The organism is Amycolatopsis sp. NPDC088138 (assembly GCF_044741685.1).
In the GTDB taxonomy this organism is placed as follows: domain Bacteria; phylum Actinomycetota; class Actinomycetes; order Mycobacteriales; family Pseudonocardiaceae; genus Amycolatopsis.
This window is the reverse complement of record NZ_JBIUTB010000002.1, coordinates 1,410,956-1,437,433: the sequence shown is the minus strand read 5'-3', so window position 1 is coordinate 1,437,433 and position 26,478 is coordinate 1,410,956. Positions and strand designations below refer to the sequence as shown.

Genomic DNA, 26,478 nt, shown 5'->3' with positions numbered 1-26,478 from the left:
TGCTACAGGGGGGAAAGTGGTTTCCCGGAAACGGTTGCCGGTCGTCGACCTGACCGACCGGCGGGCGCTGGCGAGCTGGCGACCGGCCTCGCCCGAGGTGATCGCCGAGGCGGGACGGCTCAAGGAGGCCGCCCTGCTCGACTTCGGGCTCACCGACTCCGTGGTCGGCTCGTGGCTGTTCGCCAAGTGCCGGCACCAGATCGCCACGACGGCGATCGGCACCGCCGCGGTCGTCGCGTCCGGCGACGGCACGTGCCTCCTGTTGTTCAACCCCGGCTTCTTCGCCGGCATCGGGCTGGACGGCGTCAAGTTCGTGCTGTTCCACGAGGCCCGGCACCTGGTGCACCGGCACCTGTTCGCCGATCCGGAGCTGCGCGAGGACCCGGTGTTCACCCTGGCGGCCGAGGTGGTGATCAACCACGTCGCGATCGTGCGGCTGGGCCGGGGACTTCCCGTCCTGGACGGGAAACCGATCGGCATCGACCCCATGGACGTGTACCAGCGGTACGTCGAAGACCTCACCGCACACCGGCTGGAGCCACTGGCCTACGACGACTTCATCGGCACCGACATGACCGTCTACACCGAACTCAAGCGCATGAAGCACCCGCCGGTGCCGGCGCCGTTGTGCGTCCACCTGACCCACCGGCTTCCCGCGGATCAGGAGGCCGTCGACGCGACCGTGTCGTCGGCGCTGCTGAACTCGCTGCTGGCGGCCCGCCGCGGCAACACCGGTGCCGAGTCGGAGCTGCTCGATCTGATGGGACGCACCGAGGACACGGCGAGCCGGATCTGGGGCACCCTCGGCGCGGGGGTGCTGCGGGGCGTGACGGCCCGGACCGGCAAGGTCGACTGGTGGCAGCGGTGGCTGGTCGACGTGCTCGGCTCGAAGCTGCGCGAGGGCGAACGGCTGGTGTACCCGAAAAAACGCGGCGCGGTGCTGGCCGCGCTCGGCCACGAGCCGATGCTGTCGCGACGCGGGCCGGTGCGGGACAAGGTGCTGGTCATCGCGTACGACACGTCCGGGTCGATGCCCTCGAGCGTGGTGACCTGGATGACCGAGCTGGTCGGCGGGATCGACGGCGTGCAGGCGCACTGGCTGGCCTTCGACGGTGTCGTGCTGCCGTTCCGGCCGGGTGAACCGGTGCTCGGCGGTGGCGGCACCAGTTTCCAGGCCGTCGTCGACTACGTCGAGGGACGGTCCACAGTGGACGGAAAGCACTTCGAGGAACGTCCGGACGCCGTCGTCGTGCTCACCGACGGGTACGCCCCGCACGTGACGCCGGCCGAACCGGACAAGTGGATCTGGCTGATCACCGAGGGCGGCGACGACTGGCCCGACGCGCACTCACCCCCCATGGCCTGCCACCGCGTGCGGCCCGTGACCGGAAGAAACCGATGACCGAGACACCGCGCAAGACCCGCCGGCCCCAGGCGTCCCACCGGACCGGCGGCGAGGACGGATCACGGCTGGCCGCCTTCATCGACGCGATGATCGACATCGGCCAGACCGGGCAGATCTTCGGCTCGCACGGCATCGGCAAGACCGCGACCTTCTTCTCGCACGTCGCCGAGGCGTACCCCGGCACCGAGCTGGTGTTCGTGCCCGCCGCCAACCTCACCCCGGACGACCTGCTGATCAACGCCCCGGTGCGGGAGGACGGCGAGTTCGTGCTGCGGCAGCTGGTGATGAGCCAGCTGCGGCCGGGAAAGCCGTTCGTGCTGCTGATCGACGACTCGCTGCAGGCGGCGGAGTCGATCCAGTCGCAGCTCATGCAGGTCGCGTGCAACTGGACGCTGGGCGAGTACGACCTGCGGAAGCTCGGCTGCGTCGGCGTGTTCCTGACGGACAACGAGTCGCTCGCCGAGACCTCCGCGCGGCGCAGCGACCTCGCGATCCTGGACCGGATGGTCACCGTGCGGATGACCGCCAACGACACGATGTGGCGGAGCACGCTCGCGGCGCGCCACCGCGGCTGGGATCTGGGTGCGTTCTTCGGGGTGTGGAACTCGCTCGGACCCGAGCTGCGCGAGGCGCTGTCCCCGCGCACGATGGAGCACGTCCTGGCCCTCGCCCGGGAGAGGTTCCCGCTGCGCTGGGCCCTTCCGCTGGTCAACGGCGAGCGGCTGCGGCTGATGGAGAGCCGCGCCACGAGGAGCGTCGACCGCACCACCGAGATCCTCGGCCGGCTCGCCGACGCGCTGGGCGTGCCCAACCCCGCCACCGTCCCGGATCCGGTCCGGCGGGTGCTGCGGGCCGCGCTGCGCAACCGCTGGAGCGTGCTGCTGCAGGGCCCGCCCGGCTGCGGCAAGACCGAGCTGGTGCGCGAGACGATCCGGGCCGAGCTCGGCCGTGAACCGCTGTACTTCTCGTTGCCGGTGACCAACGTCGAGGACCTGTGCGCGCCGATCCCGACGTCGGACGGCACTCTGGAGAACCTGCTGGCGCAGCCGTTCACCGGCCACGAGCCGAAGGCGATCGTCTGGGACGAGTACAACCGCCCCAAGGACAAGGCGGCGTTCGCCCGGCTGATGGAGATCACCCAGGAGTGGTCACTGGCCGGGCGGCCGATCGAGAACCTGCGTGCCCAGGTGGCGATCCAGAACCCGCCCTACCACCTGGGGCGCAAGCTTCTGGTGGCCCGCAACAACATCGCGCAGGCGACCCGGTTCACCGCGTCGCTGGTGGTCGAGCCGTCCGACATCCCGGCCAACGAGTGGCTGATCCGCGAGTACGGCGGGGTGGCGGAAACCGTGCTGGAGTGGTGGAAGCACGACATCGACGACGAGGGCCGGGAGTGGATCACCAAGCGGACCCTCGAACGGCTCGTCAAGCTCCACGAGCGTGGCCTGCCCCTGGAGCTGGGCACGATCTACCTCGGTGACGGCGAGTACGCGCCGGTGCCGCTGACCTCGCTGATCGACCGGCTGGCCAACCGGCCGGTGACCGGGCTCGCCGAGCTGGCCCGGCAGGCCGACCGGTGGGTGGCGCGGCTGCGGTCCGAGTCGGCGTCGGCCGAGGGCGGCGACGGCAGCGACGTCGTGCACCAGGTGCTCGCCAACGCCGAACTGTCCCAGCTGCGCCGGCACCGCGCCGTCGTCGCGCGCCTGGTCCCGTTGCTGCCGCCCAAACTCCGGGCCACCTACCTGGTCGGGGTGACCGACGACCGGCAGCGGTTCTGGATCGAGGTCTTCACGAAGCTGCCGCGCTAGGCGTTGTCCCGCACGACCTGGACCGAGAAGCCCCTCGAGCGGACCTACTCCGGCACCGCCTGGGCCGGCGGCGGCTGCCGGTGCACGCTGCGCACCGCGGCCACGTCGGCCGGCACCGGGGGCCGCTCGGGGATCGCGGCACTCGCCGCGTCGAGCCGGCGCCTGATGCTGGTGGCGACGCCCTTGCCGAGCGCGAAACGGGTGGGTGTGGCCGCTCGCTGGGCGCCGTCGAGCAGGCGGTGGGCGGCCCGGCTGCCGAGCCCGGTGTTGCTCAGGACCAGGTGCCGCAACCGGTGCGGCCGGTCGGCGAGCGCGTCGGCGATGGCCGTCGTGGCGGCTTCGTCCAGTTGGTTGTCCCGGGCGTCGAGCACCTTCGCGGCCTTCACGCGCCCGAGATCGCACACCTCCACCCCGGCACGGGCCGCGGCGATCACCAGCGCGGCCGCCGCCTGCGGGCCGATTCCGTTGCTGGACAACGAGATTCGCCGCACGGTCCCCGGCTTGAGCGCTTCGGCGATGGTGCGTGCGCCTTCGTCGCCCAGCTGGGCCGCCGACACGTACAGCTCGGTCACCGCGCCGGCCGCGAGCAACGCCGCGAGGTGGGTCGCCCCGGCCGGGCCGAGCGGGTTGCCGCCGACGTAGAGCCGCTCGATGGGCCGGCCGGCGCCGGCCGCGGTGAGGATCGCGGCCACCACCTTCGCCACTCCGTCAGCGTCGAGGCCGGTCTGGACCAGATCCAAGGTGCGCAACGAGCGTGCGGACTCGACGAGCGCGGCCGCCGCGTCCCCGTCGCCGATCGGGTTGCGCTTGAGCCAGACCCCGGTCACCTTGCCGGCCTGCGGCGACATCCGCAGGTTGTCGGCGATCCGGCACACGCCGCCCGCGGTGATGCCGTTGCAGCCGAGGTAGAGCGTTTCGACCTCGCGCTCGACGGCCTGCCCGGCGACCTCGGCCGCGCCGTCGCCGAGCCCGTCCGTGCCCAGCAGGAGGTGCTTGATCACGCCGGGCCGCAGCGCCTCCGCCACCAGTGCCGCGCCGTCGGGGCCGAGCGCCGACTTGCACAGGTCGAGCCGGCCGTCGGGAAGCACCGTGCCGGTCGGGAAGTCCTGCCGTCCGGCGGTGGCCGTGCCGGTGCGCAGCCACGCCAGGAGCGGCTCGAGCCGGGTCACCACGCCGCCTCCCGGTAGTCCTTGAGGAACACCCCCGCGCTCGGCGCACCCCGCTCACCCCGGACGATCGGGTCGTACACCCGCGCCGCGCCGTCCACGATGTCCAGCGGCGTGCGGAAGCCGTCTCCGGCGAGACCGGCCTTCTTCGGCAGCGGGTTCTCGTCGGTGATCCACCCGGTGTCGACCGAGCACATGTAGACGCCCCGCTCGGCGAGTTCGGGCCCGCTGGTGCGGGTCAGCATGTTGAGCGCGGCCTTGGCCATGTTCGTGTGCGGGTGGCCGGAAGTCTTGTTCCGCACGGCGAACCGGCCCTCGACGGCGGTCACGTTGACGACGTACCGGCGCGGGTGCGGCGAGGCCAGCAGCAACGGCAGCAGCCGGTCGCACAGCAGGGTCGGCGCGAGCGCGTTGACCAGCTGCGTCTCCAGCACCTCCGCCGCGTCGAGCTCGCCCACGCGGACCGACCACGAGTTGACCGGCGCGGTGTCCGGCAGCAGGCCCGCCTCGTCGATCTCGGCGAGGGCCAGGGCGCCGCGGCTCTGCCCCAGCGCCAGCATCGGGCTGAATCCCGGGGCCAGCAGGACGTTCGACGGCAGGGCGCCGGTCTCGCCGTCGATCAGCGCCGCGTAGGACTCGGGGGGCCGCCGCACGGTCTGGGCGGCGTTGTTGACCAGGATGTCGAGCGGCCTGCCGTCCGCGCACAACGACTCGGTCAGGCCGAGCACCTGGCGTGGGTCGCGCAGATCGACGCCGAGCACCGTCAGCCGGTCCAGCCACCGCGCGCTGCCCGGCGCCGCCTCGAAGCGGCGCTGGGCGTCACGCGGGAAGCGGGTCGTGACGAGCAGTTCCGCCCCGTCGCGCAGCAGCATCAGCGCCAGCTGGAAGCCGATCTTCACCCGTCCCCCGGTGAGCAGCGCCCGGCGTCCGGTCAGGTCGGTGCTCGCACTCCGGCGTTCGGCGTTCTCCCGCGCGCAGGGCGGGCAGAGCCGGTGGTAGAACGCGTCCGCGAGCTGGTAGGACTCCTTGCAGACGTAACACCTTCTGGTCCGGGCCAGCGGGCGGGCCACCGCCTCCGGGGCCGGCCGCAGCGGCGCGTCCTCGCGCCGGTCCAGCGCTCCCGTCGCCGTCGCCGCGTCCACCGCCGCATCCGCCTCGGCGCGGCCGGCCGCACGCACCTTCTTGCGGTGCTGCCGGCCTTCCCGGGCGAACGACTCCGCCACCCGTTCGGCCTTCAACCGCGCCGGATCGTCCACCGGCAACGCCCGCAGCCGCGCGACGGTCTCGTGGAACGCCGCCAGCTCGGCCTCGGTGATCATGCGGTCCCCCTCCTGCGGCTCCGCGCACGAGGCCGAGCCTGCCAGGGCGGCCGGATTCGAACCGGCGTGCTCCGGATCTGCAGTCCGGCGCGACTGCCTCTGCGCTACGACCCTGGCATTGCCGGAATCGTATCGTTGCCGCCGCTACGGCAGTGGCGCGGGAGCGGGGGTGGATGCCGTGGCCAGGACCCGGCGCAGCCCGTCGAAGGTCGCCAGGACCCGTCTTGCCTCGTCCTGCATCGACCGCACCGCAGGGTCATCACCGGCGTCGACGGCGAGGGCCTCCTGCCACAGCGCTCGTTCGGCCTGACGCCACGCCGGTTTGCCGGTGACCTCGACGTCCACGAACCCGGCGTGCGGCAGTTGCCCGAGCAGATCCAGGTGCCGCATGCGTGGTGCCAGCCGCTCGTCGGTGGCGTCCAGGGCTTCCCAGCAGGTGACGACCATGCGCCCGCCGGGAAGGAGGACCCGGCGGCACTCCCGCAGAGCGTCCAGTGCCGGCTCGGCGAACTGCAGGGAGTCGACGACGAGCACCGCGTCGACCGACGCCGTGCCCAGGCCCGTGCCGGTCAGCTGACCCACCCGGAAGTCGGCCCGATCCGCCAGCCCCAGCTCCTGGGCCCGACGCCGGGCCTGCTCGATCGCGACCGCCGAAAAGTCCACCCCGGCCACCCGGCAACCGCTGCGTCGCGCGATCTCCAGTCCGTACCCGCCACGACCGCACGCCAGATCCAGCAAGACCTGCCCGGCACGCAGGCCGAGCGCCGTCACGACCTCGTCGAGCCCGGCTCCGCCCAGCAGGCTGGTGGACTGCAGGTCCGGCGGAAGACCGAGCATCCGCCGCACCAGCTCGTCGGCAACCGGTGACTCGACCCGGTCCGCGTACCAGCGGTCGAACTCCGCAGCGCTTTTTGTCACTCCCCGACCATCTCACGCGGGGGCGGTGAAGCCGCACCGCTCAGAACAGGGTCGCGGGCTCGACCGGCTCCGGCTCCGGCAGCGCGTCCAGGCCGGGCACCAGCGCCCGTACGTCGTCGTGGAAGCGGCGGGCGAGTGCCGGTGCGTCGTTGTTGTCCGGGGTGTGCAGGAAAACCGTCGGCGACCGGCCCTCGCGCAGCCAGCCGGCGACCACCGTGGTCCACGGCCGCCACCCCTCGACCGTCTCCTCGACCGAGTCCCGGCCCAGGTAGCGGACGACCGGCCGGTCGGTCAGGGCGCGCGTCCGCCGCGGCAGCCGCGGTTTCTTGGCCCAGGCTTCCTGCTCGGCTTCGCTGGACGGCGGGCGCTGGAAGAAGACCTCGGTGTCGAACGGCACCCACTCGGCGTCCGCGCCGCCGAGCGTCCCTTCCAGCAGTGACGTCGAGCCGGCGTCGGTGAAGAACCCGGGGTGGCGCACCTCCACGGCGCGCCGGAGGCCGGCGGGGAGCCGGCGCAGGAAGCGGCCGAGGTCGTCGACGTCCGGCGGGCCGAACGAGGCGGGCAGCTGGGTCCACAGGACCGCCCGTTCGCCGAGGGGCTCGATCGCATCCAGGAACGCCCGCATCTCGGCCTCGACCCCGGCGAACCGGCGCTCGTGCGTGACGACCTTGGGCACCTTGACCACGAACCGGAAGCCGGGATCGGTCTGCTCCGCCCAGCTCACGACGGTGTCCCGGGCGGGAGTCGCGTAGAAGGTCGTGTTGCCCTCGACCGCGTTGCACCAGCCGGCGTACGCCCGCAGGCGTTCCTTGGCCGGCAGCGACTGCGGCAGGAACCGCCCGGGCCACGCCTTGTGCGTCCACATCGCGCAGCCGACATGAAGACGTGCCACTTCCGTCAGCCTCCCTCGATCCTGGGTGAAACTACTACCCTGCCAACCTATGACGCCCAGTGACAACGAGCCGATTCCGCTCTCGCCACTGCCGGGGCGCACGACCGACCGCTCTGCCGCCTATCTGGCGCTGTTGCGGGACTTGCTCGACCTGGTCGGCGCCGAGTCTCCCGCGGCGGACGAGCCCGGCGCCCGGGTGGAATGGCACCATCGAGCCCGCAGGCTGGTCGGCACCACCGTCACGCACCGTGCGAAAGAGGGACTCGCGCCCGAGGAGTGGTTCGAGCCGCTGATCCGTGCCGCGGTGCACGAACCGGACCCGAGTTTCACCCGGCAGCTCGTCGAACCCGCCATCACCGCGTTCGGGCACCTTCGGGTGCAGCTCGCTCTCATCGCTCACCTGGACACCGGCACCGCTCCCGACATGGCCGGTGCCGCGCGTGCCTGGTACTGGACCGAGATCGCCGTCGGCTACCTGACCGGTTCCGACACCCCGACCGCACAGAGCCTCGACCTGCGCGGGCGATACCACCGGCTCGCGCTGCGCCGTTTCGTCGGCGAAACCGATCTCGACGTGCGGCGGTGCATCTTGCCCGGCCTGCCCCTGGACCAGGCGCTGTACCCCGCCGAGCTGCACGACCTGGTGACCGAGGCCGTGCGGATCGCCCGCACGTCCGGCGACGACTACCTTCGGCACCGGGTCGAACTCCAGGTCCCTCTCGAACCGTGACCGTCGTCCGGCGAGCCGCCCTGATCACCGCGGCTCCGGCCCTCACGACGTGGGGGCGAGGTTCTGGCAGAGGGAAGTGGGGAACTTCGGCTCGACGGCCAGGATTTCCCCGCAGCCGCCGCCGTTCGCCGAGGCGAAACTCACCCAGCCGTTGCCCGCCCAGCGGTAGGCGACCCGGTTCGGTGCCTGGCCGCTGCGCCGCTGCAGGTCGTGGATCAGCCAGTTCTGGTCGCACGCCCGGGTGGTGCCCGGGTGCTCGGCCTCCGCGCCGAACTCCGCCTGCGCGACCCACGCCCGGTCGCAGTGGTCCGCGGGCGGATCGCAACCGAGGGTCTTGTCGCACTTCTTCCAGCCGCCGGCCGCCGGCGCCCAGGTTTCCCCGGCGTTGACGATCACCGGGCGCTTCCCGATCGGTGCCGCCGTCTTCAGCGGGAAGTCGGCCGGGACCTGATTGCAGGCCGGGCCGAGCTTGGGCTTGAACAGGACGTCGGCGTTGATCCGGTCGGCGGCTTCGGTGACCTGGAGGTGCGGTGCGACGGCACAGTCGGGCAGGCTGACGTGCAGCACCGCGCTGTGGTCGTCCGGGCCCGGCCGGATGTCGGTGACCCACGCCGACATGTCCTTCGGAGGAGCCGGCACGGGCGGCGAGTACGGAGTGGTCACCGGCGTGGTGGCCGGCGTGGTTTCCGGGGTGGCGGAGCTGCGGTACGGGATGTTCAGCGCCAGCAGCAGCCAGAACCCGAGCCCGCCGACGACGAGAAATCCGAAGGTCCACAGCACGGGTCTGACGAATCTCGACATCGAAGCCCCCCTCAACGTTCGCGTCGGGAGCCTACCGGCGACTGATTCTATGAGACATCTTGACTCACAGTACGGCGAGCGGGCATTATCAAACCATGAGACAAGATGTATCACAGATGACCGTGGCCGTCCTCGGGGCCAGTGGTGCCACCGGCCGTCACGTCGTGTCCACGGCCCTTCAGCGCGGGCACCACGTGGTCGCGCTGACCCGCCGGGCCGGCACGTTCGCGCCGGAGGAGGGGCTGGACGAAGTGACCTGGCCCGAGGTCACGGACGTCCCGGCCCTCACGCGCGCCCTGCCGGGCACGAACGTGGTGATCAGCGCGCTGGGCGGAGCGGACAAGGGGCCGACGACGGTCTGCACCGAGGGCATCCGCTCCGCGGTCACCGCGATGAAGGCGACGGGAGTGGCCCGCCTGGTCGCCGTCAGCGCGCACGGCGTGCTGGAGACACACGACAAGTCGCTGTACTCCTTGGCGGTGTGGGCGAACGTGGCCGAGCGCATGCACGACAAGGAAACGATGGAGCAGCTCATCACCGCTTCCGGTCTGAAGTGGACGATCGCGCGGCCGCCGAAGCTGTCGGACCACGAAAAGGCCGGGAAGTACCGGGCCGGCACCGACCTGCCGATCCGGGTGTGGAGCTCGGTCGGGCGCGCCGATCTCGCCGCGTTCCTGGTCGACGAGGCCGAAGCCCCGCGGTACACCCACGCGTGCCCGCGAGTCACCCGATGAACGACCTGACGAAGAAGGTCGCCGTCGTCACCGGTGCGACCGGCGGCATGGGCCAGGTCATCGCCGCCGACCTCGTCCGCGCGGGTGCGCACGTGATCACCGTCGCCCGCGATCCCGCTCGTGCCGACGCCCTGCGCGCACGCATCGGCGAACAAGCAGCAGACCGGCTCGAGGTCATCCCCGGCGACCTGTCCCGGCGCGCGGACGTCGTGACCACGGCGAAGTCCATTTCGGACCGTCACGACCGGATCCACATCCTCGTCAACAACGTCGGCGCGCACTACTCCGAACACCGCGTCTCGGCCGACGGCATCGAGATGCACATCGCCCTCGACTACCTCGCCGCTTACGGCCTCACGACCCTGCTGGACGGGCCGCTGCGACGCGGCCAAGCCCGCGTGGTGAACGTCGCCAGCGACACCCTCAACGACACCCGGCAGATCAAGCTCGCCGGCAAGGCCCGCCCGGCGACCCTCGACCTGGCCGGCGTCGACGACCTCGCGGAACTCAACCCCGCCCACGGTTTCGTGCCGTTCGAAGCCTACGCACGCGCCAAGCTCATGACCGTCACCGCCGGCTACGCCCTCGCCCGCGGCCTCGCCGCCGACGGAGTCACCGTCAACGCCCTGCACCCGGGGATCGTCGCCACCGACATCATCAACGACCTCGTGCCGCCGCTGCTCCGCCCGATGGGCTCCCTGATCCGCCGCAGCATGCTCACCCCCGCCGAAGGAGCGGAAAGCGCGACCCGCATCGCGACCGACCCCGCCCTGGCCGGTGTCACCGGCCGCTACTTCAGCCGTGACACGGAATCCGGCACTCCCCCGGTGTCCCACGACCCTGCCACCCAGCGGAAACTCCTCGCGCTGAGCCAGGCCCACTTCACCGCCTGATGGCGGAGCGAAGCCGGTCCCAGTTGCCGGAGGCGATCTTCTGCCGATCGTCGTCGCTTATCTTTGCCTGCGCCAAAAACGCGCCCACCCCAGCCGGAGGTGTGGCGACGAAGGGGTAGTCCGTCGAGAACAGGATGCGGTCGACGCCGACCAGCTCGATCGCCCAGCGCAGGTAACGCTGACTGAGAATGCCGCTGGGCGCCAGGTGGATGTTGGTGCGGAAGTAGTCGGAAACCGGTCGCCGCAGGCCGGCGACGCCGTTCAGGGAATCGATGCGCTCCAGGTAGAACAGGATCATCTCGCCCCAGTGACCGGCGATCACCTGCAGGTCGGGGAAGCGGTCGAACACACCGCTCAGGATGAGCCGGAGGAGCTGGACGCCGCTGTCGTAGTGCCAGCCGATGCCGTGCGTGGCCAGGGCGGCGTCGACCCGGGTGCCGTATCCGCTGTAGTAGGCGCTGCGCACCGCCGGCGGCGGGGACTGCGGGTGCAGGTGCAGCGGCGCCCTGAGCGCGGCCGCCGCCTCGTAGATCGGCCAGAACGCCGGCTCGTCCATGTTCTGGTTTCCGGTGCGCCCGAAGACCATCGCGCCGTCGAGGCCCAGCTCGGTCACCGCGCGTTCCAGCTCGGCGGCGGCCGCGCCGGGGCGCGGGGTGGCCAGGGTCGCCAGGCCCTGGAAGCTGCCGGGACGGGCGCGGGTCACGTCGGCGAGCAGGTCGTTGGTGGCGGTCTGCAGCGCGACGGCGTCGGCCGGGGCCAGGTTCTGCACGCCCGGGGTGCTCAGCGACAGCACCTGGACGTCGAGCCCCGCCTTCGCCATCTCGGCGAGCCGCTCGTCGCCGAAGTCGGCCAGACGCCGTGCGGAATCCCCCTGCGTGGACGGCGTCAGCGACAGGTCCTGCCACTCGGGGTCCAGCGCACGCCAAGCCTTGACGACGTCGGGCGTCACGAAATGCTCTTCCAGGCCGATGACCTTCACGAGTTCTCCTTCACGTGTCGAGGAATTCGGGGGCGAACAGCTCTTCGCAGGTCATGCGCCGGGCCGACAGGCCCTGCTCGAAGTGGTACCTGAGGAAGGTGTCGAGCGTCGTGCGGTTCGCCGCCAGCCCGTACGGCCACCAGTCGTCCGGGAACAGCTCGGTGTTGCGCTCGAACAGCGCGTTCGCCCAGGGGAGCATTGTGCGGACCTGGTAGACCCTGCGACCGGCGCGATACCGTTCCATGCCCGCGTTCTTGGCGGCCAGGTATCCGTTGTAGACGGTCCGCGCGAGGCCGGGTTGTTGCGCGACCGACGACCTGGCGAGCACGACCGTGTGCATGATCGGGAAGATTCCGGTGCGGCGGAAGTAATCCCGTTCCACGGCCTCGTGGTCGGGGAACAGCCGGGCGACGGCGGGCGACCCGTCCAGCACGCACTGCGGGGCGTTGGACGAGACGAGCGCGTCGATCTCGCCCGCCTCGAGCATCGCGCCGAGGGAACGTCCGGGAGGCGCTTCCTCCACGTGGACACCAGCGGGGCGGACTTGGGGCACGAAGTCGAACGGCGGCATCGGGCGGTCCACGCCGCCGATCACCCAGCGGCACTGGTCCGGGGTGACGCCGTAGTCGTCGGACAGGATGCCCTTGATCCAGATTCCCGCGTCCTGGCCGTACATCCCGAACTCCCCCACCGTCTTCCCGGCGAGGTCCTGCGGCCGGGAGATCCCGCTGGCGGTGTTGACGAAGACGCAGGAGTGCCGGAAGACCCGGGCGGGAAACGCCGGTATCGCCACGAACGGCGCTTCACCGGCCTCGAGCGACCGGAGGTACACGGTCAGGCCGAGCTCCGCCGCGTCGAACTCCCGGCCGCGGACCATCCGGCGGAAGATGTCGGACGCGATGTCGGCGGTGTCGACCGTCGCCGGGATCCCGTCGAAGGTGACGCTGCCGTCGAGAAGTGCCTGCGTGGTGTCGTAGGGCATGGTGCCCACGCGCACGGTCACCGGCCGACCCCGGGAACGAAGATGTCGTCGGACGTGAGCAGCCGCTGCGACAGTCCCTGCTCGTGGTGGTACCGCAGGAAAGTGTCGACGGCCTTGCGGTTGGCGTCGAGGCCGTAGGGCCACCAGTCCTCGCCCAGCAACGCGCGGTTCTCCGCGAACAGCTCGCTGAACCAGGGCGTGATCACGGCCATGTGCTGCTTCGCGGCGTTGTCCCGGTAGTGCTCCTGCACGATTTCCTTGGCCTGACTGAACGCCTGGTAGACCGACTCGGCCAGGCCGTCCACTTCGGCCAGTTCCCGGCGGATCGCGACGACGTGCATCATCGGGAAGATGCCGGTGCGGCGGTAGTAGTCCCGTTCGACCGCTTCGTAGTCGACGAACAGCCGGCGGATCTTCTTGGTCGAGCCGTCGAGCACGCTCTGCGGCACGTCGACCGACAGCAGTGCGTCGATCTCCCCCGCCTCGAGCAGGGCGGCCAGCGTCTGGTCGTCGCCGGCGTGGCGGACGTGGACGCCGTCCGGGACCGGCTGCGGGATCCAGCCGAACGACGGGATGGGGTGGTCGGTGCCGCCGATCACCCAGTCGATCTGCTCGGGTGTCACGCCGTATTCGTCGGCCAGGACCCCCTTCACCCAGACACCCGGGTCGGAGCCGTACAGCGCGAACTCGCCGACGGTCTTGCCCGCGAGGTCTTCCGGCCGCTCGATCCCGCTGTCGGCGTTCACGAACAGCGACGAGTGCCGGAAGTTGCGGTTCGGGAAGATCGGCAGGGCCAGGAAGGGCGAGTCCGCCAGATCGAACGAGCGCAGGAAGTAGGTCAGCCCGTACTCGGCGATGTCCAGTTCACCCTCGGCCATGCGCTGGAAGACGTCGGAGATCAGCGGCGAGGTCTCCAGCGTGGCGTCGATCTCGACCCGCCCGTCGAACAGGGGCTCGGTGTGTTCGTACCGGTAGACGCCCATCTTGAGCTTCCGGTCGGTCATGACAGTCCTCCTCCGTCTCGCGGGGCCGCTTCCGTGAACGACCTTTCACTTTGAGGATGCCCCGGGACCCCTGCTATCGTCAAGGCGAATGACCATTCACGGAAGCAGGTGACCCGTGCCCCGCATCACCGCCGAACGCCGGGCGGCGAACCGGTCACAGATCGTGGCCGCGGCCCGTCGCTGCTTCTCCCGTGACGGCTTCCACCAGACGTCGATGCCCGACATCGCGGCCGAGGCGGGCGTGTCGGTCGGCGCCCCCTACCGCTACTTCGCCGGCAAGGAAGAGATCATCCTCGAGATCGCCGGCGACGCCTTCCGGGTGATGTTCGACCCCGTCGAGCACTTCGTCGACGCGGCCGGCGACGTGACGATCGCCGACCTGGTCGCGGCGGCGATCGAGCCGGTGAGCGGCGACGTCGCCGTCGACGGAGCGGGCCAGGCCGTCCCGGTCGACGAGCTCCTGCGCTGCGCCGTCCAGGCGTGGGGCGAGCTGCTACGTCACGAAGGGCTGCGGCAGCACGCCGAAGCGGGCTTCGAGCACGTGCGCGGACGCATCGCGGACGCGCTCCGCACCGGTCAGCGGGCGGGCAGCGTGCCGGCCGACCTGGATCCCGACCGCGGCGCGCGGATCGTGATGGCCCTGCTGCACGGTTTTGTCCTGCAGTACACGGCCTTCGGACTGGACGACACCGCCGGTTTCACCCGCGACGTCCGCATCGCGCTCAGCGACGCCGGGCTGTTCCGCTAGCCGGGATCAGTCCTGCAGGTTCTCCGCGGTGAACGAGCGGCGCTCGGTCAGCTGGGCCAGGTGCGCTTCCAGGGTCTCCAGCTGCGCGGGCCCGATCCGGGCCGCCCAGCGGCTGCGCACGTCGTCGAAGAGGGCGCCGCCGATGGTCATCAGCTCGTGGCCCCGGGGGGTGACCCGGACGCGCTTGCGGCGGGCGTCGGCCGGGTCGGCCTCGCGGTCGACGTAACCGAAATCCTCCAGGGTGGCGATCGTCTGCGCCGCGGCCTGCTTGGTGACCGACAGGCGGCGGCCCAGCTCGGAGGCGGTGTCCGCGCCCGCGTCCACGGCGCGCAAGGCGAACTCGTGCACCGGGCGGACGCCTTCGTGGCCGCGCTTCGCGAGCTCCACGTTCACCTCGTCGACCATCGAGTGGAACCCGCCGAGCAGCAGAAGCGCGAGCTCGGCGCCGCTGGACTGTGCCATGCGGCCGATTGTACGAGGCCCGCCGATATGGACAAGGCGCTTGTCTATCTTCTATAGTTCGACAAGTGACTTGTCTATCTGCTTCCCTCACTCACCACCGCGTCAGCCTCAACGGCACCGAGCTGCACTACGTCGCCGCGGGCACGTCCGGGTCCCCCGTCCTGCTGGTCCACGGCTTCCCGGAGACCTGGTGGGTCTTCCACAAGCTGATCCCCCTGCTCAGCGAGCACCACCGGGTGTTCGCCGCCGACCTGCGCGGGTTCGGCGACTCCGCCACCGCCGGCCCGGAGCACGACAGCGCGACCGCGGCGCAGGACCTCGCCGACCTGATCGCGCACCTGGACGTCGGCCCCGTCCACCTCACCGGCCAGGACGTCAGCGGCCCCGCGACGTTCCGCGTCGCCGCGACGCGCCCCGACCTCGTCCGCAGCTACGCCGGGATCGAGACCGCGCTCCCGGGGTTCGGCGCCGAGGCGCTCGCCGACGTCACCCACGGTGGTGCCTGGCACATCGGCGTACTGGCCGCTCCCGGCATCCCGGAGATGCTCCTCGCCGGACGCGAGCGCGCGTTCCTCGCCGACTACGCGATCCCGTCCCTCGCCGCGAGCCCCGGCGCGTTCTCCGAGAGCGACGTCGACGAGCTCGTCCGCTCCTACGAGCGTCCAGGCGGGTTCGCCGGCGCCGCCGGGCTGTACCGATCCCTGCTCACGGAGGGCGAGGAGCTCCGGCAGCTCGCGGCGCGGAAACTAGACCTGCCCGTGCTCGCGGTGGCGTCCTTCTCGGACCGCACACCCGCGACGTTGCGCCAGGTCGCCACCAACGTGACGGAAGTCCACATCGGAGGGATCGGCCACTACGTGGCGATGGAAGCCCCCGAGCAGCTGGCCGCCGCCCTCCGCTCGTTCTACGCGGACATCGACCGGAAATGACCTATGCTCAGCGGCGCTGTACTTCCCTCGCCCTCCGGAGGAATCCGCCATGTCCTACGCCGTGGACTTCACGACCGTGTCGACGGTCGGCCTCGAATCGTCGCCGATCGCGGACGCCCTCGCCGGGCTGCGGGCGAACGAGGCCCGGTACTTCAAGAACAAGTACGACCACGTCTTCACGGTCGAGCCCGCGGGCGAGGCCGCGTCGACGGTCGACTGGGTGCACCGGATCCTCAAGGAAGAACGCGGCATCGTCATCGGCGCGCGCCCGCTCGAGGCGACCGCGTTCGAGGTCGAGGGCATCCGGATGGCCTACGTCTTCTACGAAGACGGCCTGTCGATCAACGTGATGTACACGATCGAGGAGTCCGGGAAACGCGCGGTCGGGTTCAAGCTGTCGGACGGGATGGAGATCCCCGAAGAACTGTCGGCGTTCAAGTTCGCCCGGCAGAAGTCGAAGCTGGCCGGCACCATCCGCGGTTCCTACTTCGTCATCAAGAACGAGTACTGACCCCGCGCCGGGCGGTGTTCGTGATGAGGACGGCCAGTAGGTCCGCCAGCGCGAGCGCGTCCTCGGGGGCGTCGGCGCGGCGCGCGACGCTGCGGACGGGACCCACCTGGTCGAGCGTGATCCCCGCTCTCGCCAGCAGGAAAGTGAGCGCCAGGAACGCGGAGCGGGCGTTGCCGTCGTCGAACGGGTGGAAGAAGCAGACGTCGAGGTAGAGCCGCGCGGCGCGGGCGGGCAGCGGCGGGTCCTCTTCGTGGGCCTGCGCCAGGCACCGGTCGAACCGGCCGCGCAGCAAGGGATCCACGCCGTAGCGTTCACGACCGCCCTTGGCGAACGCCGGAAGCGTCCGGAACGGCGCCTCGGCGGTGTCCAGGACACGGCACTGCCACGCGCTCAGCAACTCGAAACTCGGCGTCGCACCGGATTCGGCGTCGGCACGGACGCACGCGAGGGCGTCGAGCAGGCGGGCGGCCCTCGCCGGGTCACGGCGGTGGTCGCGGACGCGGATGTCGTGCACCGGCCCGTCTCGCACCGGGACGACCACCCCCGGCGCAATGCCGCGCACCTGGTGCCACGGAACGGAATCCCGGACGGACAGCCACGCCGCGAGGTGATCGGTCACCCCTGGGCCGCGAACCGTCCGGCGACCTCGTCCAGGGCGTCGGCGTCCGGCGCGACCCAGCTCTCGAACTCACCGGAGACGGCGCGTTCGACCTGCTCCTGAGCCGTTTCGGCGGGCACTCCCCAGCGGGTCAGGTACCAGGTGAGCACCTGCCGGCAGTGCAAGTACCAGGCGTCTCCGGCGCCGGTTCGCTCGACGACGGCGTTCACCAGGTCGGTGGTGGCACGCTCCGCACCCGGCGCGTCTTCCAACGGGTACCGGTCGAACCGTTCGGCCAGGTCCTCCAGCCAGTCTCGCCACTGGCAAAGGGCCTCCCCGACGCGGCTCAGCGTTTCGTCAGGGGTGGTGATCGAGTGGCGGGGGCAGCACCAGGCCGCGACCGGGCCGCCGCCGAGGTCCCCCTCGTCGCGCGCCCAGCGCCAGCCCGAAGCCCAGCTCCCGAAGTGGCCGGTGATGGCCTGGGCCAGCTCGTCCGCCCAAGCCGCGCCTTCGGGTACCCGAGCGGCGGGCGGGAGGGCCTTGATCGCGTCGAGGGCGGTCCCGGCGTCGAACGGGTGACGCCGGGGATCGACGTCGTCCCAGGACAGGTCCACGGGCAGGACGGCTTCGGTCATCACCCGAGCATTTCACAGGGTCGGTGTCATCCCGCCGTCGATGACGATGTCCGTGCCCGTCACGTTCGCCGCGCGGTTGCCCGCCAGGAGCAGCACCAGGTCGGCCACCTCTTCGGGCCGGGTGAACCGGCCCGTCACCGCGTCGCCCGCGGCCTGCTTCGCGATCGCGTCCGGATCCAGGCTCTTGGCGCGGCCGACCGTCGCCGCGACACCCTCGTCACCCAGCCAGAGGCCGGTGCTCACCGGGCCCGGGCTGATCGTGTTGACCCGGATCCCCTGGGGTCCCAGCTCCTTGGACAGCGACTTGCTGAAGTTGAGCAACGCGGCTTTCGCGGCGCTGTAGTCGATGACGAGCGGGTCCGGCAGCGAAGCGTTGACCGACGCGACCGTGACGATGGTCCCGGCGCCTCGCTCGATCAGGTGCGGCACCGCGGCCCGGGTCGTGCGGACCGCCGAGAGGAAGTTGATCGTCAGCGCCGTCGTCCAGTCCTCGTCGGTGACGGACAGGAATCCGCCGGTGCGCGGCGTGACCCCGCCGACGTTGTTCACCAGGACGTCCAGGCCGCCGAACTCGCCGATCGCGGTGTCCACCAGCCGTGCGGGGCCGTCCGGGGCGGCGAGGTCGACCTGGACCGCGCGGACGGACGTGAGCCCGGCGAGTTCGGGGGTGAGCGTGCGGGCGCCGGCGACGACGTGGACGCCCTCGGCGGCCAGCGCGCGGGTGATCGCCAGGCCGATGCCCTTGCTGGCGCCGGTGACGACGGCGATCTTGCCGGACAGGTTCAGCTCCATGGTGGGTCACAGTGCACCCAGACCGATCAGGAATCAAGAAGCCCTGGTCACCGCCGCGCGCCTAGCGTTACCGCCATGACCTCCATCGAATCCTTCACCCTCGAGGTGGCCGACCCCGCGGCCGCCGAACGCTTCTACACCACCGCCTTCGGCCTGGGCGACCGCCTCCGGGTGCGGGCCTCGGACGAACCGACCGCCGGCTTCCGCGGCTTCACCCTCTCGCTCACCGTGTCCCAGCCCGCGAACGTCGACGCCCTGATCGGTGCCGCCCTCGAAGCCGGGGCGACGGCCCTCAAGCCCGCCGCGAAGTCGATGTGGGGCTACGGCGGCGTCGTCCGGGCCCCGGACGGCACGATCTGGAAGATCGCGACCTCGGCCAAGAAGGACACCGGACCCGCCACCCGCGAGGTCGACGACGTCGTGCTCCTGCTCGGCGTCGCCGACGTGGCCGCGAGCAAGAAGTTCTACGTCGACCACGGCATCGCCGTCGGGAAGAGCTTCGGCCGGATGTACGTCGAGTTCGAGACCACCGGCCTCAAGCTGGGGCTGTACCGGCGCAAGGCACTCGCGAAGGACGCCGGCGTCTCGCCCGAAGGCGAGGGGTCGCACCGGATCGCGATCGCCGGCAGTGGAACGCCCTTCACCGACCCGGACGGCTTCGCCTGGGAGACCACGTCGATCGCGGCCGCGTCCTAACCCTGCGGGTAGAAGAGGAACAGCGTGCAGCCGGTGACCGACTGGGGCACGTGCCACGAGCCGGCCGGCGCGTGCAGGAACGTCCCGGCCGGGTGGTCGGCCGCGCCGTCGTTGAAGGTACCCGCGACGACGTAGACCTCCTCCGGGCCGGGTTCGTGGACGTCGCGGCGCGGCCAGGACGTGCCCGGGTCCATCTCCAGCACCCCAGCGTGCGCGCCGCCCGGGTCCGTCCACAACGGACGGAACCGGATGCCGGGGAAGAGCTCCCGGACGGGGGCTTCCCGGACGGAGACGGCGGTGTAGCCCGGCTGGGCGAGGATCTCGGGGTGCATGTCCCCCACGGTGCCGCGCCCGGGCCCCGCCGGAACAGTGTCGACAAAGACACCGTGGGGTACTTTTCTGCCATGCATCGTGTGGTCGCGCTGGTCCGGCCGGTGCAGTCGACGTTCGAGCTCGGCTGCGGCGCCGAGGTCTTCGGCACGCACCGGGCCGGGGTGCCGCAGCACTACGAGTTCGACGTTTGCGCCGAGACGCCCGGCCCGGTGCCGACGACGGCCGGGTACACGATGTCCGTGCCGCGGGGCCTTTCGGCACTCGCGTCCGCGGACACCGTGCTCATCCCGGGCTGGGCGCCGCTCGACGAGCCGCTGCCCGCGCGCGTGCGCAGCGCCCTGCTGCGGGCCCACGCCCGTGGCGCGCGGCTCGTCACGATCTGCTCCGGCGTGTTCGCGCTCGCCCGCACCGGGCTGCTGGACGGCCGTTCGGCCACGACGCACTGGCAGCGCGCCGCGCAGCTGCAGGCGGAGTTCCCCGACGTGCGCGTCGAGCCCGACGCGCTGTACGTCGACCACGGCGACGTCGCGACGAGCGCCGGCGCGGGCGCGGGGATCGACCTGTGCCTGCACCTCGTGCGGAAGGACCACGGGGCCGCGCACGCGGCGCTCGTCGCGCGGCACATGGTGATGCCGCCGCACCGCGACGGCGGCCAAGCGCAGTACGCGCCGCCGGCCCCACCTCCGGACGCGCTGGACGGCCTCCTCGAGTGGGCCGGGGCGCGCCTCGGGACGTCCCTGTCGGTGGGCGACCTCGCCGCGCACCTGAGCGTTTCCCCGCGCACGCTGGCGCGGCGCTTCACCGAGCAGCTGGGCACGAGCCCCGGCGCCTGGCTGCTTTCGCGCCGGGTCGCCGAGGCCCGCACCCTGCTCGAGGAGACCGGCCTGCCGGTGGAGGCGATCGCGGCGCGCGTCGGCCTCACCTCCGCGGTCAACCTCCGCCGCCGCTTCCGCACCCTGGTCGGCACGACCCCGGGCGCCTACCGGCGGGCGTTCAGCTCCGGTAGCGGAACAGGATCCGGCCGCGGCTGAGGTCGTACGGGCTGAGTTCCACGAGCACCCGGTCGAACGGCAGGATCTTGATGTAGTTCCGCCGGATCTTCCCGCTGATGTGCGCGAGCACCTTGTGCCCGTTTTCCAGCTCCACCCGGAAGGTGGCGTTGCGCAGGCACTCCGTGACCGTGCCCTCGATTTCGATGCTGCCGGTCTTCGCCATCAGCGGATCACCAGCTCGAGGTTGCTGCCCGCCCGCCGGGCGCCGAAGCCCTCGAACAACGCCGTGGCCGCCGCGTTGGCCTCGTTGACCTCGGCGGACGCCGTCTCGATTCCCTTGTGGTGCAAGGAATCCAGCACCTGGGCGAGCAGAGCCCGGGCGATGCCCCGGCGTCGCAGCCCGGCCCGGACCGCGATCAGCCCGATCCGGGGCTGCCGCAGGGGTATCACCCGGACGAGCCCCACGTAGTCACCGCCCAGCGCGGCCACGGCGTACCTCGACGGGTCGAGCGCGGACCGCACTTCGGCGGGCATCTCCTGCCAGCCGACACTGCTTTCGACCTCGGCGCGGATCACCCGATCCAGCTCTTTCAACGGCTTTTCTTCCGCCTCGCCGACTGGGATGACGGTCACGCCAGGGGTTGTTTTGCCGGGCCCGGTGGGCACGACGTACTCCCACTCGCGACGGCGGATCGAGAAGCCGGCGCGCAGCCAGTCGGTGGTCAGGTCGAGATCGGCCTCGTCGACCACGGTGTACAGCGGCCTAGGCAGATCACGCAGCATCGCCTCGGCGAGGTGATCGAAGACGGCGCCGTGCCAGGCGTCGATGCTGAGGAAGGTCCGCCCATCGGGCCGCTGGGACGCTTCGCCGCGGCCGACCACGAGGTCGTCCTCCAGCGCGTGCCAATGCCGCTCCGCGACCCGCGTCACGACGGCGGTGCCTGAATGATTCATGGTGTCACCTTTCGGGAGTGCTTGGCGCTCCCGGCGACACCTACGTCAGCCGCCCGACCGTGCTGGGAAGGGGAGCACCCACATCGCTGCAACGTTCACGGGGTCTCACCTCCTGGGCCGGTGTCACGGTTCCCGCGCAGGTTACCGGCTGAACGGCACGGCACCCAACTCCTTTTCCGGCGGTGCCGGCCGGGGTCTCGAGGTGGGTGGCCAGGACCAAGCCGGCCTCGAAGACCTGCTCGCGGACGGAGTTCCAGGCGTTCCGTACTTCGGCGACCTCAAGTGGCCGCTTCGAACCCCAGGTGTTCATGCAGACGGCCGGGTTGATCAGATCGGGCATGCGAAGCGCGGGCCGGGCGAACCGCGGCCCCTCGCCGTCGGCCGGAAGGGCCGGAACGAAGCTGTACATGCCGTGGACCGGGTTCTCGAACGTCGCCGCGCGGTAAAGCGTCAACGGCGTGTGGGCGTCGGCCCCGGCAGCCAGCTGCTCGGCAGTGCAGGCCATGAACGCCTCGTCCTCGCCGAGGTCGGCGGATTCTGCCGGCGTCCATGGCTCGGACTCGGCGATGACAAACACGGTGTCGACGCAGAACCCGTGGTCGAGCTTCGACCCGAAGCAGATCACCGAACCCGGCGACAGCGCCTGCATCGAGGTGGGCCGATGTTCACCCCGAACCTGCCTGCAGTTGCTGTAGCGCATCCGGTCACCGAACACCCACGGATCGGTGTTCTGCCCGAACCCGCGACCCCAGTACGGCCGGTGCAGGACCCGGGGCAGCCGACCGTTTCGTGGCCACCGGCGCTCCACGTGCGACGGCGGCTCCCACTCACCCCAGAAGACCAGCTCCCCCTGCCTCACCTGGTTGCCACCATCGATGTAGCAGCCGTTCGAGATGAGGAACTTCCGCCCGTGGGCCCCCGCGTTCCAGGGCATGTTGTCGCTCGCCGGGCAGTGTTCCGGTCCGGGGTGGGGGAACTGCACGAACCTCGCCATACTCCCGTGGTCGCGCCGGAAGCCGCTTTGTTACGCCGCCGCTTCGATGGCCTCCGCCAGCACCGAGCGCAACGGCGTCGCCGGGCGCCCCAGCAGCCGCTCCAGTTCTGGGCTCACCTCGGCGAACTCGCCGCGGCGGGACGCGTGGAACATCCCCAGCAGCATCCGCGCCTGCGGCTCCGGAACCCCGTGGCCGGTCAGGGACGCCACCCACTCCTCGTCGTCCGCGACGACCCGGCGGATCGTGCGGCCCGTCAGGGCACTGAGGATGCGCGCGGCGTCCGTGAGGTCCAAGGCGACCGGCGCGGTCAGCGGCGGGGTCGGGCCGTCGAAAGAACCGTCGGAGGCCAGGATGATCGCCGCCGCTTCGGCCAGGTCGGCGTGCGCGGTCCACGAGACCGGGCCGTCCGCCGGGGCGACCAGCTCGCCGGTCTCCAGTGCCGCGCCGAGCAGCTGGGGCACCGTGCTCGCGTAGAAACCGTTGCGCAGCACCGTGAACGGCGTGCCCGTTTTGGCCAGGTGGGCCTCGGTCGCCGCGTGGTCGGGCATCGGCGCGAACAGCGAATCCTCGGCCGCGCCCTGGTGGCTCGTGTAGAGGATGCGCCCGGCGCCCGCCGCCACCGCGGCCTCGATCGCCGTGACGTGGCTTTCGACCGCTTTCCCGCCCGTCTCGTTCGCCGAGACGACGAGCACCTGCGAAGCACCCTCGAAAGCCTCGGCGAGGGACTGCGGGTCGCCGAAGTCACCGCGCCGCACGCGCACGCCGAGGTCTCCGGCGCGCTCGACGTCACGGACGCTGACACCGATCTGCTCGGCCGGGACGAGCTGGAGCAGCCGCTGGACGATCCGGGAGCCGAGCTTGCCGGTCCCACCGGTGATGACGATCATGGTCCACCTCTCGCTAACGTTGATAGTAACGACGTTAGCATCATGGATACCACAGATGAGTTATCATTGAAAACATGACGACGGTCAGGGACGAGACGCGGGCGAACATCGTGGAGGTCGCGGCGCGACTGCTGCGGAACGAGAGCCCGGTCACCATCCGCGCCGTCGCGCAGGCGGCCGGGCTGCAGCCGCCGGCCATCTACCGGTTCTTCGCGGACAAGGACGCCCTGCTCGACGCCGTCGCCGAGCACGTGTTCACCGCCTACGTCACCGGGAAGACCCCCGACGAATCGGCCGACCCGCTGGCCGACCTGCGCGCCGGGTGGGACGCGCACATCGCCTTCGGCCTGGCCAACGCTCCGCTGTTCGGCCTGCTGATCGACCCACGGCGGGCCGCCGGCCCGGCCGCGGCCATCGGGATGGCGGTCCTGCGCGCCCGCGTCCACCGCGTCGCCGCCACCGGGCGCCTGCGGGTCACCGAGCGCCGCGCGGTCGAGCTCGTCCACGCCGCCGGCACCGGCGCCGTGCTCACGCTGCTGGCCATGCCGCCGGACGGCCGGGACACCAGCCTCGCCGACACGATGTACCAGGCGGTGCTGCACGCGATCCTCGCCGACGCCCCGGCTCCCGGTGTCGCCACGCCCGACCTGTCGAAGCTGACCGCCGCCGAACGCGCGCTGCTCGCCGAGTGGCTCGACCGGCCCGGCGGCTGAGCCTGGGGCAGACTGGGCCCGTGCCGGAACTGCCCGAGGTCGAGCTCGCCCGCCAGGTCCTCACCGGAGCGCTGGACCGCAAGATCCGCGAGGTCGACGACCACGACGACTGGGTCTGCCGGCCGCACCCGCCCGGCGACATCGCCGCCGCGCTGGCCGGCGGGCGGCTGACCGCCGCCCACCGGCGGGGCAAGACCCTGTGGTGCGAAACCGAAGGCGGCGACGGACGCCCCGGCCCGAACCTCGGCCTGCACCTGGGCATGGCCGGGCAGCTGCGGCTCGGCGACGAGCGCGGGCCGCTCGGCCCCGAACAACTCAGTCGCCGGGTGGAGAAGCCCGAGTGGTTCCGGTTCGGGATCACCTTCACCGACGGCGAACAGCTGCTCCTCTTCGACACGCGACGGCTCAGCCGGGTGCGCCTCGACCCCGACCTGGACGCGCTGGGCCCCGACGCCGGGGAGGTCGCGCGCGCCGAGTTCCGCGAGCGGGTCGGCCGTGGCCGGGCGCCGCTGAAGGCGCGGCTGCTGGACCAGTCCGTGGTCGCCGGGATCGGCAACCTGCTGGCCGACGAAACCCTGTGGCAGGCTGCGCTGAGCCCGTCGCAACCGGTGGACGGCCTGACCGGCGACGACCTGACCGAGCTCCACAATGCCCTGAAGAAGTCGTTGCGCGCCGCGATCAAGCACGGCGGGGTGCACACCGGCGAGATCATCGGGCACCGCCGGCCCGGCGGCCACTGCCCCCGCTGCGGCGCGGAAATGGCGCACGGCACGGTCGGCGGCCGGTCGACCTGGTGGTGCTCGAAGGAACAGGCGGGCTAACGCGGCCCGAGCTCGGTGCGGCCGTCGATCAGCTCACGCACGACGTCGAGGTGGCCGGCGTGCCGGGCGGTCTCCTCGATCACGTGCAGCGCCACCCCGCGCAGGTCACCGACCTCCGCTTCGGGCAGGTCCGGATAACGTCCGTGGCAGGGCGTGTCGAGCGGTGTCGCGGCGAAGATCTCGTCGGACCGCGCGCACTGGTGCCGGTAGAACGCGAAAACGACCTCCGGGGACCGCGGTGTGGTCAGGGGCGCGTGGTCGTCGTCCGGCCAGGCCACCGGGTCGGCCCGCCCGGTGACGATCTCCTGGAACCAGTACCGCTCGGCGTACCCGAGGTGCTCCACCATTCCCAGCGGCGTCCACCCGGACGGCAGGACCGAGGTCGTCAGCGCCGCCTCGCTCAAGCCTTCGAGCACCGCCAGGACGACGGCGCGTTGCGCGCGCAGGTACCTCAGCAGCACACTCTTTTCGCCTTCCACGACCGCGGACCCTAGCGACTCCGCACGACGGCGAACGGAAAATGTCGGAGGTACCCGGTAGCGTCGGATCCATGGCAACACTGGTCACCTTCCACGCCCATCCCGACGACGAGTGCCTGCGCACCGCGGGCGTCATGCGGAAAGCCGTGGAAGACGGGCACCGCGTCGTGCTGGTCGTCGCGACGCGCGGCGAGGTCGGCGAGGTACCCGACGGTTTTCTCGCCGAGGGCGAAAAACTCGAGGACCGCCGCGTCCAGGAGGCGCACGCGGCCGCGAAGATCCTCGGCGTCGAGCGCGTCGAGTTCCTCGGCTACCGCGACTCCGGGATGATGGGCGAGGCGACGAACGACGACCCGCGGTGCTTCTGGCAGGCCGACGTCGAAACCGCCGCCGCCCGGCTCGCGGCGATCCTGCGCGAGGAGTCGGCGAGCGTGCTGACCGTCTACGACGACAACGGCGACTACGGCCACCCGGACCACATCCAGGTCCACCGCGTCGGCGTCCGCGCGGCCGAGCTGGCCGGCACCGCCCGCGTCTTCCAGGCGACGTTCAACCGCGAGTTCATGCAGCGCGGCTTCGAAGAGGCCATCGAACAGGGGCTGATGCCGCCGGAGGCCGCCCCGACGCCCCCGGAGAACGTCGAGTTCGGCAAGCCCGAGGCCGAGATCACCGCGGCGGTGGACGTCTCGAAGTACGTCGACGTGAAACGCGCGGCGATGCGGGCGCACCCGAGCCAGATCAGCGAGGACACGTTCATGCTGGCGATGCCGGACGACGCGTTCGCCTTCGCGTTCGGCACCGAGTGGTACATCCGAGCCGGCCAGGGGCCGGGGATCACGGAAACGGATCTGATGGCCGGACTCTGAACCGGCTCAGGCGAGAGCAGCCGTCACGTCCAGCTCCACCAGCTGGTCCGGGAACCCGAGCTGCGCGACACCCAGCAGCGTGCTCGCCGTGGTGAAGGCCGCGCCGATCTCCGACTCCGTCAAGCGGTCCCAGACCGCCGAGAGCGTCGCGCGGTCGTCGGTGACCACGTAGATCACCGTGCGGACCACGTCTTCCGGGGTGGCGCCGGCGAACGCGAGCGCGAGCGCCGTGTTGGCGATCACCTGGCCGGTCTGGGCGAGCACGTCACCGTCGACGACCTTGCCGTCCGCGGCCAGCGGGCACTGGCCGGCCAGGTACACCGTGCGGCCCGCCGAGGCCACCGTGACGTGGTGGTACCCCGGCGTCGTGTGCAGTCCGGGCGGGTTCTGCCGTTGAATGGTCACAACCCGCATCCTCTCCGGGCGGGCAACCGGA

Annotated in this window: 32 protein-coding genes and 1 tRNA gene; 13 read left to right on the top strand and 20 right to left on the bottom strand. The window is 71.4% G+C overall.

Annotation, left to right across the window (positions count from 1 at the left end; genetic code table 11):
• The first annotated feature begins 16 nt into the window (after positions 1–16).
• Together ACIOD2_RS14380 and ACIOD2_RS14375 are read left to right on the top strand one after the other, a co-directional pair.
• The gene (locus ACIOD2_RS14380) at positions 17–1,402 is read left to right on the top strand and encodes a hypothetical protein (protein WP_400537728.1); all 1,386 of its coding nucleotides are present in this window, start codon (positions 17–19) and stop codon (positions 1,400–1,402) included.
• Positions 1,399–3,213 (top strand): AAA family ATPase, encoded by a 1,815-nt coding sequence (locus ACIOD2_RS14375; RefSeq protein WP_400537726.1) that lies wholly within the window; start codon positions 1,399–1,401, stop codon positions 3,211–3,213. Before ACIOD2_RS14380 ends, ACIOD2_RS14375 begins: the two co-directional genes overlap by 4 nt.
• A gap of 44 nt (positions 3,214–3,257) precedes the next feature.
• Here ACIOD2_RS14375 and ACIOD2_RS14370 read toward each other — a convergent pair whose 3' ends face one another.
• The 5 genes from ACIOD2_RS14370 to ACIOD2_RS14350 all read right to left on the bottom strand — a co-directional run bounded on the left by ACIOD2_RS14370 (position 3,258) and on the right by ACIOD2_RS14350 (position 7,481).
• Positions 3,258–4,385, bottom strand: a complete 1,128-nt coding sequence (locus ACIOD2_RS14370) for a ribonuclease inhibitor (RefSeq protein ID WP_400537724.1) — start codon at positions 4,383–4,385, stop codon at positions 3,258–3,260.
• Complete coding sequence (locus ACIOD2_RS14365; RefSeq protein ID WP_400537722.1) at positions 4,379–5,698, bottom strand: SDR family NAD(P)-dependent oxidoreductase; 1,320 nt, start codon at positions 5,696–5,698, stop codon at positions 4,379–4,381. Before ACIOD2_RS14365 ends, ACIOD2_RS14370 begins: the two co-directional genes overlap by 7 nt.
• A 39-nt stretch (positions 5,699–5,737) precedes the next feature.
• Positions 5,738–5,815: transfer RNA gene (locus ACIOD2_RS14360), tRNA-Cys, on the bottom strand.
• Positions 5,816–5,842: 27 nt separating this feature from the next.
• A complete protein-coding gene (locus ACIOD2_RS14355; protein WP_400537720.1) occupies positions 5,843–6,616 on the bottom strand; it encodes an SAM-dependent methyltransferase in 774 nt (257 codons plus the stop codon).
• 40 nt (positions 6,617–6,656) lie between these two features.
• A complete protein-coding gene (locus ACIOD2_RS14350) occupies positions 6,657–7,481 on the bottom strand; it encodes a DUF72 domain-containing protein (RefSeq protein WP_400538056.1) in 825 nt (274 codons plus the stop codon).
• 76 nt (positions 7,482–7,557) lie between these two features.
• Between ACIOD2_RS14350 and ACIOD2_RS14345 the strand changes: the two genes are divergently transcribed.
• Positions 7,558–8,238 carry a hypothetical protein gene (locus ACIOD2_RS14345; RefSeq protein WP_400537718.1) on the top strand — a complete coding sequence of 227 codons (681 nt, stop codon included), beginning with the start codon at positions 7,558–7,560 and terminating at the stop codon, positions 8,236–8,238.
• A gap of 42 nt (positions 8,239–8,280) precedes the next feature.
• On the opposite strand, the gene ACIOD2_RS14340 is transcribed toward ACIOD2_RS14345, so the two are convergent.
• A complete protein-coding gene (locus ACIOD2_RS14340; RefSeq protein ID WP_400537716.1) occupies positions 8,281–9,039 on the bottom strand; it encodes a hypothetical protein in 759 nt (252 codons plus the stop codon).
• A 116-nt stretch (positions 9,040–9,155) separates the two neighbouring features.
• Here ACIOD2_RS14340 and ACIOD2_RS14335 point away from each other — a divergent pair, with 116 nt between their 5' ends.
• Both ACIOD2_RS14335 and ACIOD2_RS14330 read left to right on the top strand, forming a co-directional pair.
• A complete protein-coding gene (locus tag ACIOD2_RS14335) occupies positions 9,156–9,773 on the top strand; it encodes an NAD(P)-dependent oxidoreductase (RefSeq protein WP_400537714.1) in 618 nt (205 codons plus the stop codon).
• A complete protein-coding gene (locus ACIOD2_RS14330) occupies positions 9,770–10,666 on the top strand; it encodes an SDR family NAD(P)-dependent oxidoreductase (protein ID WP_400537712.1) in 897 nt (298 codons plus the stop codon). Before ACIOD2_RS14335 ends, ACIOD2_RS14330 begins: the two co-directional genes overlap by 4 nt.
• Here ACIOD2_RS14330 and ACIOD2_RS14325 read toward each other — a convergent pair.
• From ACIOD2_RS14325 to ACIOD2_RS14315, 3 genes are read right to left on the bottom strand one after another with little or no spacing between them, the layout of a single operon-like run.
• Positions 10,656–11,645, bottom strand: coding sequence for an amidohydrolase family protein (locus ACIOD2_RS14325; RefSeq protein WP_400537710.1), 990 nt, complete (start codon positions 11,643–11,645; stop codon positions 10,656–10,658). The genes ACIOD2_RS14330 and ACIOD2_RS14325 overlap by 11 nt on opposite strands.
• Positions 11,646–11,655: 10 nt before the next feature.
• Entirely contained in the window at positions 11,656–12,648 is a 993-nt protein-coding gene (locus ACIOD2_RS14320; protein WP_400537708.1) for a 4,5-dihydroxyphthalate decarboxylase, read from the bottom strand.
• A complete protein-coding gene (locus ACIOD2_RS14315; protein WP_400537706.1) occupies positions 12,645–13,631 on the bottom strand; it encodes a PhnD/SsuA/transferrin family substrate-binding protein in 987 nt (328 codons plus the stop codon). The genes ACIOD2_RS14320 and ACIOD2_RS14315 overlap by 4 nt, the downstream gene beginning before the upstream one ends.
• 115 nt (positions 13,632–13,746) lie before the next feature.
• Between ACIOD2_RS14315 and ACIOD2_RS14310 the strand changes: the two genes are divergently transcribed.
• Positions 13,747–14,379, top strand: coding sequence for a TetR/AcrR family transcriptional regulator (locus ACIOD2_RS14310; RefSeq protein WP_400537704.1), 633 nt, complete (start codon positions 13,747–13,749; stop codon positions 14,377–14,379).
• A 6-nt stretch (positions 14,380–14,385) separates the two neighbouring features.
• On the opposite strand, the gene ACIOD2_RS14305 is transcribed toward ACIOD2_RS14310, so the two are convergent.
• Entirely contained in the window at positions 14,386–14,841 is a 456-nt protein-coding gene (locus ACIOD2_RS14305; protein WP_400537702.1) for a MarR family winged helix-turn-helix transcriptional regulator, read from the bottom strand.
• 65 nt (positions 14,842–14,906) lie between these two features.
• Between ACIOD2_RS14305 and ACIOD2_RS14300 the strand changes: the two genes are divergently transcribed.
• Positions 14,907–15,770, top strand: a complete 864-nt coding sequence (locus tag ACIOD2_RS14300) for an alpha/beta fold hydrolase (protein ID WP_400537700.1) — start codon at positions 14,907–14,909, stop codon at positions 15,768–15,770.
• A 49-nt stretch (positions 15,771–15,819) separates the two neighbouring features.
• Positions 15,820–16,281, top strand: coding sequence for a phage tail protein (locus ACIOD2_RS14295; protein WP_400537698.1), 462 nt, complete (start codon positions 15,820–15,822; stop codon positions 16,279–16,281).
• On the opposite strand, the gene ACIOD2_RS14290 is transcribed toward ACIOD2_RS14295, so the two are convergent.
• From ACIOD2_RS14290 to ACIOD2_RS14280, 3 genes are read right to left on the bottom strand one after another with little or no spacing between them, the layout of a single operon-like run.
• Positions 16,265–16,900: a Fic family protein gene (locus ACIOD2_RS14290; RefSeq protein ID WP_400537696.1), complete on the bottom strand. Its 636-nt coding sequence runs from the start codon at positions 16,898–16,900 to the stop codon at positions 16,265–16,267. The two genes, ACIOD2_RS14295 and ACIOD2_RS14290, sit on opposite strands and share 17 nt — an antisense overlap.
• Complete coding sequence (locus tag ACIOD2_RS14285; RefSeq protein ID WP_400537695.1) at positions 16,897–17,514, bottom strand: hypothetical protein; 618 nt, start codon at positions 17,512–17,514, stop codon at positions 16,897–16,899. The genes ACIOD2_RS14290 and ACIOD2_RS14285 overlap by 4 nt, the downstream gene beginning before the upstream one ends.
• Before the next feature lie 12 nt (positions 17,515–17,526).
• Positions 17,527–18,306, bottom strand: coding sequence for an SDR family NAD(P)-dependent oxidoreductase (locus ACIOD2_RS14280; protein ID WP_400537694.1), 780 nt, complete (start codon positions 18,304–18,306; stop codon positions 17,527–17,529).
• A gap of 75 nt (positions 18,307–18,381) precedes the next feature.
• On the opposite strand from ACIOD2_RS14280, the gene ACIOD2_RS14275 reads away from it, so the two are divergent.
• Positions 18,382–19,002 (top strand): glyoxalase, encoded by a 621-nt coding sequence (locus ACIOD2_RS14275; RefSeq protein ID WP_400537693.1) that lies wholly within the window; start codon positions 18,382–18,384, stop codon positions 19,000–19,002.
• Here ACIOD2_RS14275 and ACIOD2_RS14270 read toward each other — a convergent pair.
• Positions 18,999–19,334 (bottom strand): cupin domain-containing protein, encoded by a 336-nt coding sequence (locus tag ACIOD2_RS14270; RefSeq protein WP_400537692.1) that lies wholly within the window; start codon positions 19,332–19,334, stop codon positions 18,999–19,001. The two genes, ACIOD2_RS14275 and ACIOD2_RS14270, sit on opposite strands and share 4 nt — an antisense overlap.
• A 72-nt stretch (positions 19,335–19,406) precedes the next feature.
• On the opposite strand from ACIOD2_RS14270, the gene ACIOD2_RS14265 reads away from it, so the two are divergent.
• A complete protein-coding gene (locus ACIOD2_RS14265) occupies positions 19,407–20,366 on the top strand; it encodes a helix-turn-helix domain-containing protein (protein ID WP_400537690.1) in 960 nt (319 codons plus the stop codon).
• On the opposite strand, the gene infA is transcribed toward ACIOD2_RS14265, so the two are convergent.
• The 4 genes from infA to ACIOD2_RS14245 form a co-directional block, all read right to left on the bottom strand.
• Entirely contained in the window at positions 20,329–20,550 is a 222-nt protein-coding gene (infA, locus tag ACIOD2_RS14260) for a translation initiation factor IF-1 (protein WP_392761619.1), read from the bottom strand. The genes ACIOD2_RS14265 and infA overlap by 38 nt on opposite strands.
• Positions 20,550–21,281 carry a GNAT family N-acetyltransferase gene (locus ACIOD2_RS14255; RefSeq protein ID WP_400537689.1) on the bottom strand — a complete coding sequence of 244 codons (732 nt, stop codon included), beginning with the start codon at positions 21,279–21,281 and terminating at the stop codon, positions 20,550–20,552. The genes infA and ACIOD2_RS14255 overlap by 1 nt, the downstream gene beginning before the upstream one ends.
• Positions 21,282–21,321: 40 nt before the next feature.
• Complete coding sequence (locus tag ACIOD2_RS14250; protein ID WP_400537687.1) at positions 21,322–21,981, bottom strand: hypothetical protein; 660 nt, start codon at positions 21,979–21,981, stop codon at positions 21,322–21,324.
• 324 nt (positions 21,982–22,305) lie between these two features.
• Positions 22,306–23,163: an NAD(P)H-binding protein gene (locus tag ACIOD2_RS14245; RefSeq protein WP_400537685.1), complete on the bottom strand. Its 858-nt coding sequence runs from the start codon at positions 23,161–23,163 to the stop codon at positions 22,306–22,308.
• A 74-nt stretch (positions 23,164–23,237) separates the two neighbouring features.
• On the opposite strand from ACIOD2_RS14245, the gene ACIOD2_RS14240 reads away from it, so the two are divergent.
• Both ACIOD2_RS14240 and ACIOD2_RS14235 read left to right on the top strand, forming a co-directional pair.
• Positions 23,238–23,876 (top strand): TetR/AcrR family transcriptional regulator, encoded by a 639-nt coding sequence (locus ACIOD2_RS14240; protein ID WP_400537683.1) that lies wholly within the window; start codon positions 23,238–23,240, stop codon positions 23,874–23,876.
• 20 nt (positions 23,877–23,896) lie between these two features.
• Positions 23,897–24,697, top strand: coding sequence for an Fpg/Nei family DNA glycosylase (locus ACIOD2_RS14235; RefSeq protein WP_400537681.1), 801 nt, complete (start codon positions 23,897–23,899; stop codon positions 24,695–24,697).
• Here ACIOD2_RS14235 and ACIOD2_RS14230 read toward each other — a convergent pair.
• Positions 24,694–25,176, bottom strand: a complete 483-nt coding sequence (locus tag ACIOD2_RS14230; protein ID WP_400537679.1) for a DinB family protein — start codon at positions 25,174–25,176, stop codon at positions 24,694–24,696. The genes ACIOD2_RS14235 and ACIOD2_RS14230 overlap by 4 nt on opposite strands.
• A 71-nt stretch (positions 25,177–25,247) precedes the next feature.
• On the opposite strand from ACIOD2_RS14230, the gene ACIOD2_RS14225 reads away from it, so the two are divergent.
• Complete coding sequence (locus tag ACIOD2_RS14225; protein ID WP_400537677.1) at positions 25,248–26,042, top strand: PIG-L family deacetylase; 795 nt, start codon at positions 25,248–25,250, stop codon at positions 26,040–26,042.
• A 6-nt stretch (positions 26,043–26,048) separates the two neighbouring features.
• Here the strand turns inward: ACIOD2_RS14225 and ACIOD2_RS14220 are convergent, their stop codons facing one another.
• Positions 26,049–26,456 (bottom strand): RidA family protein, encoded by a 408-nt coding sequence (locus tag ACIOD2_RS14220; protein ID WP_400537675.1) that lies wholly within the window; start codon positions 26,454–26,456, stop codon positions 26,049–26,051.
• Positions 26,457–26,478: the final 22 nt, after the last annotated feature.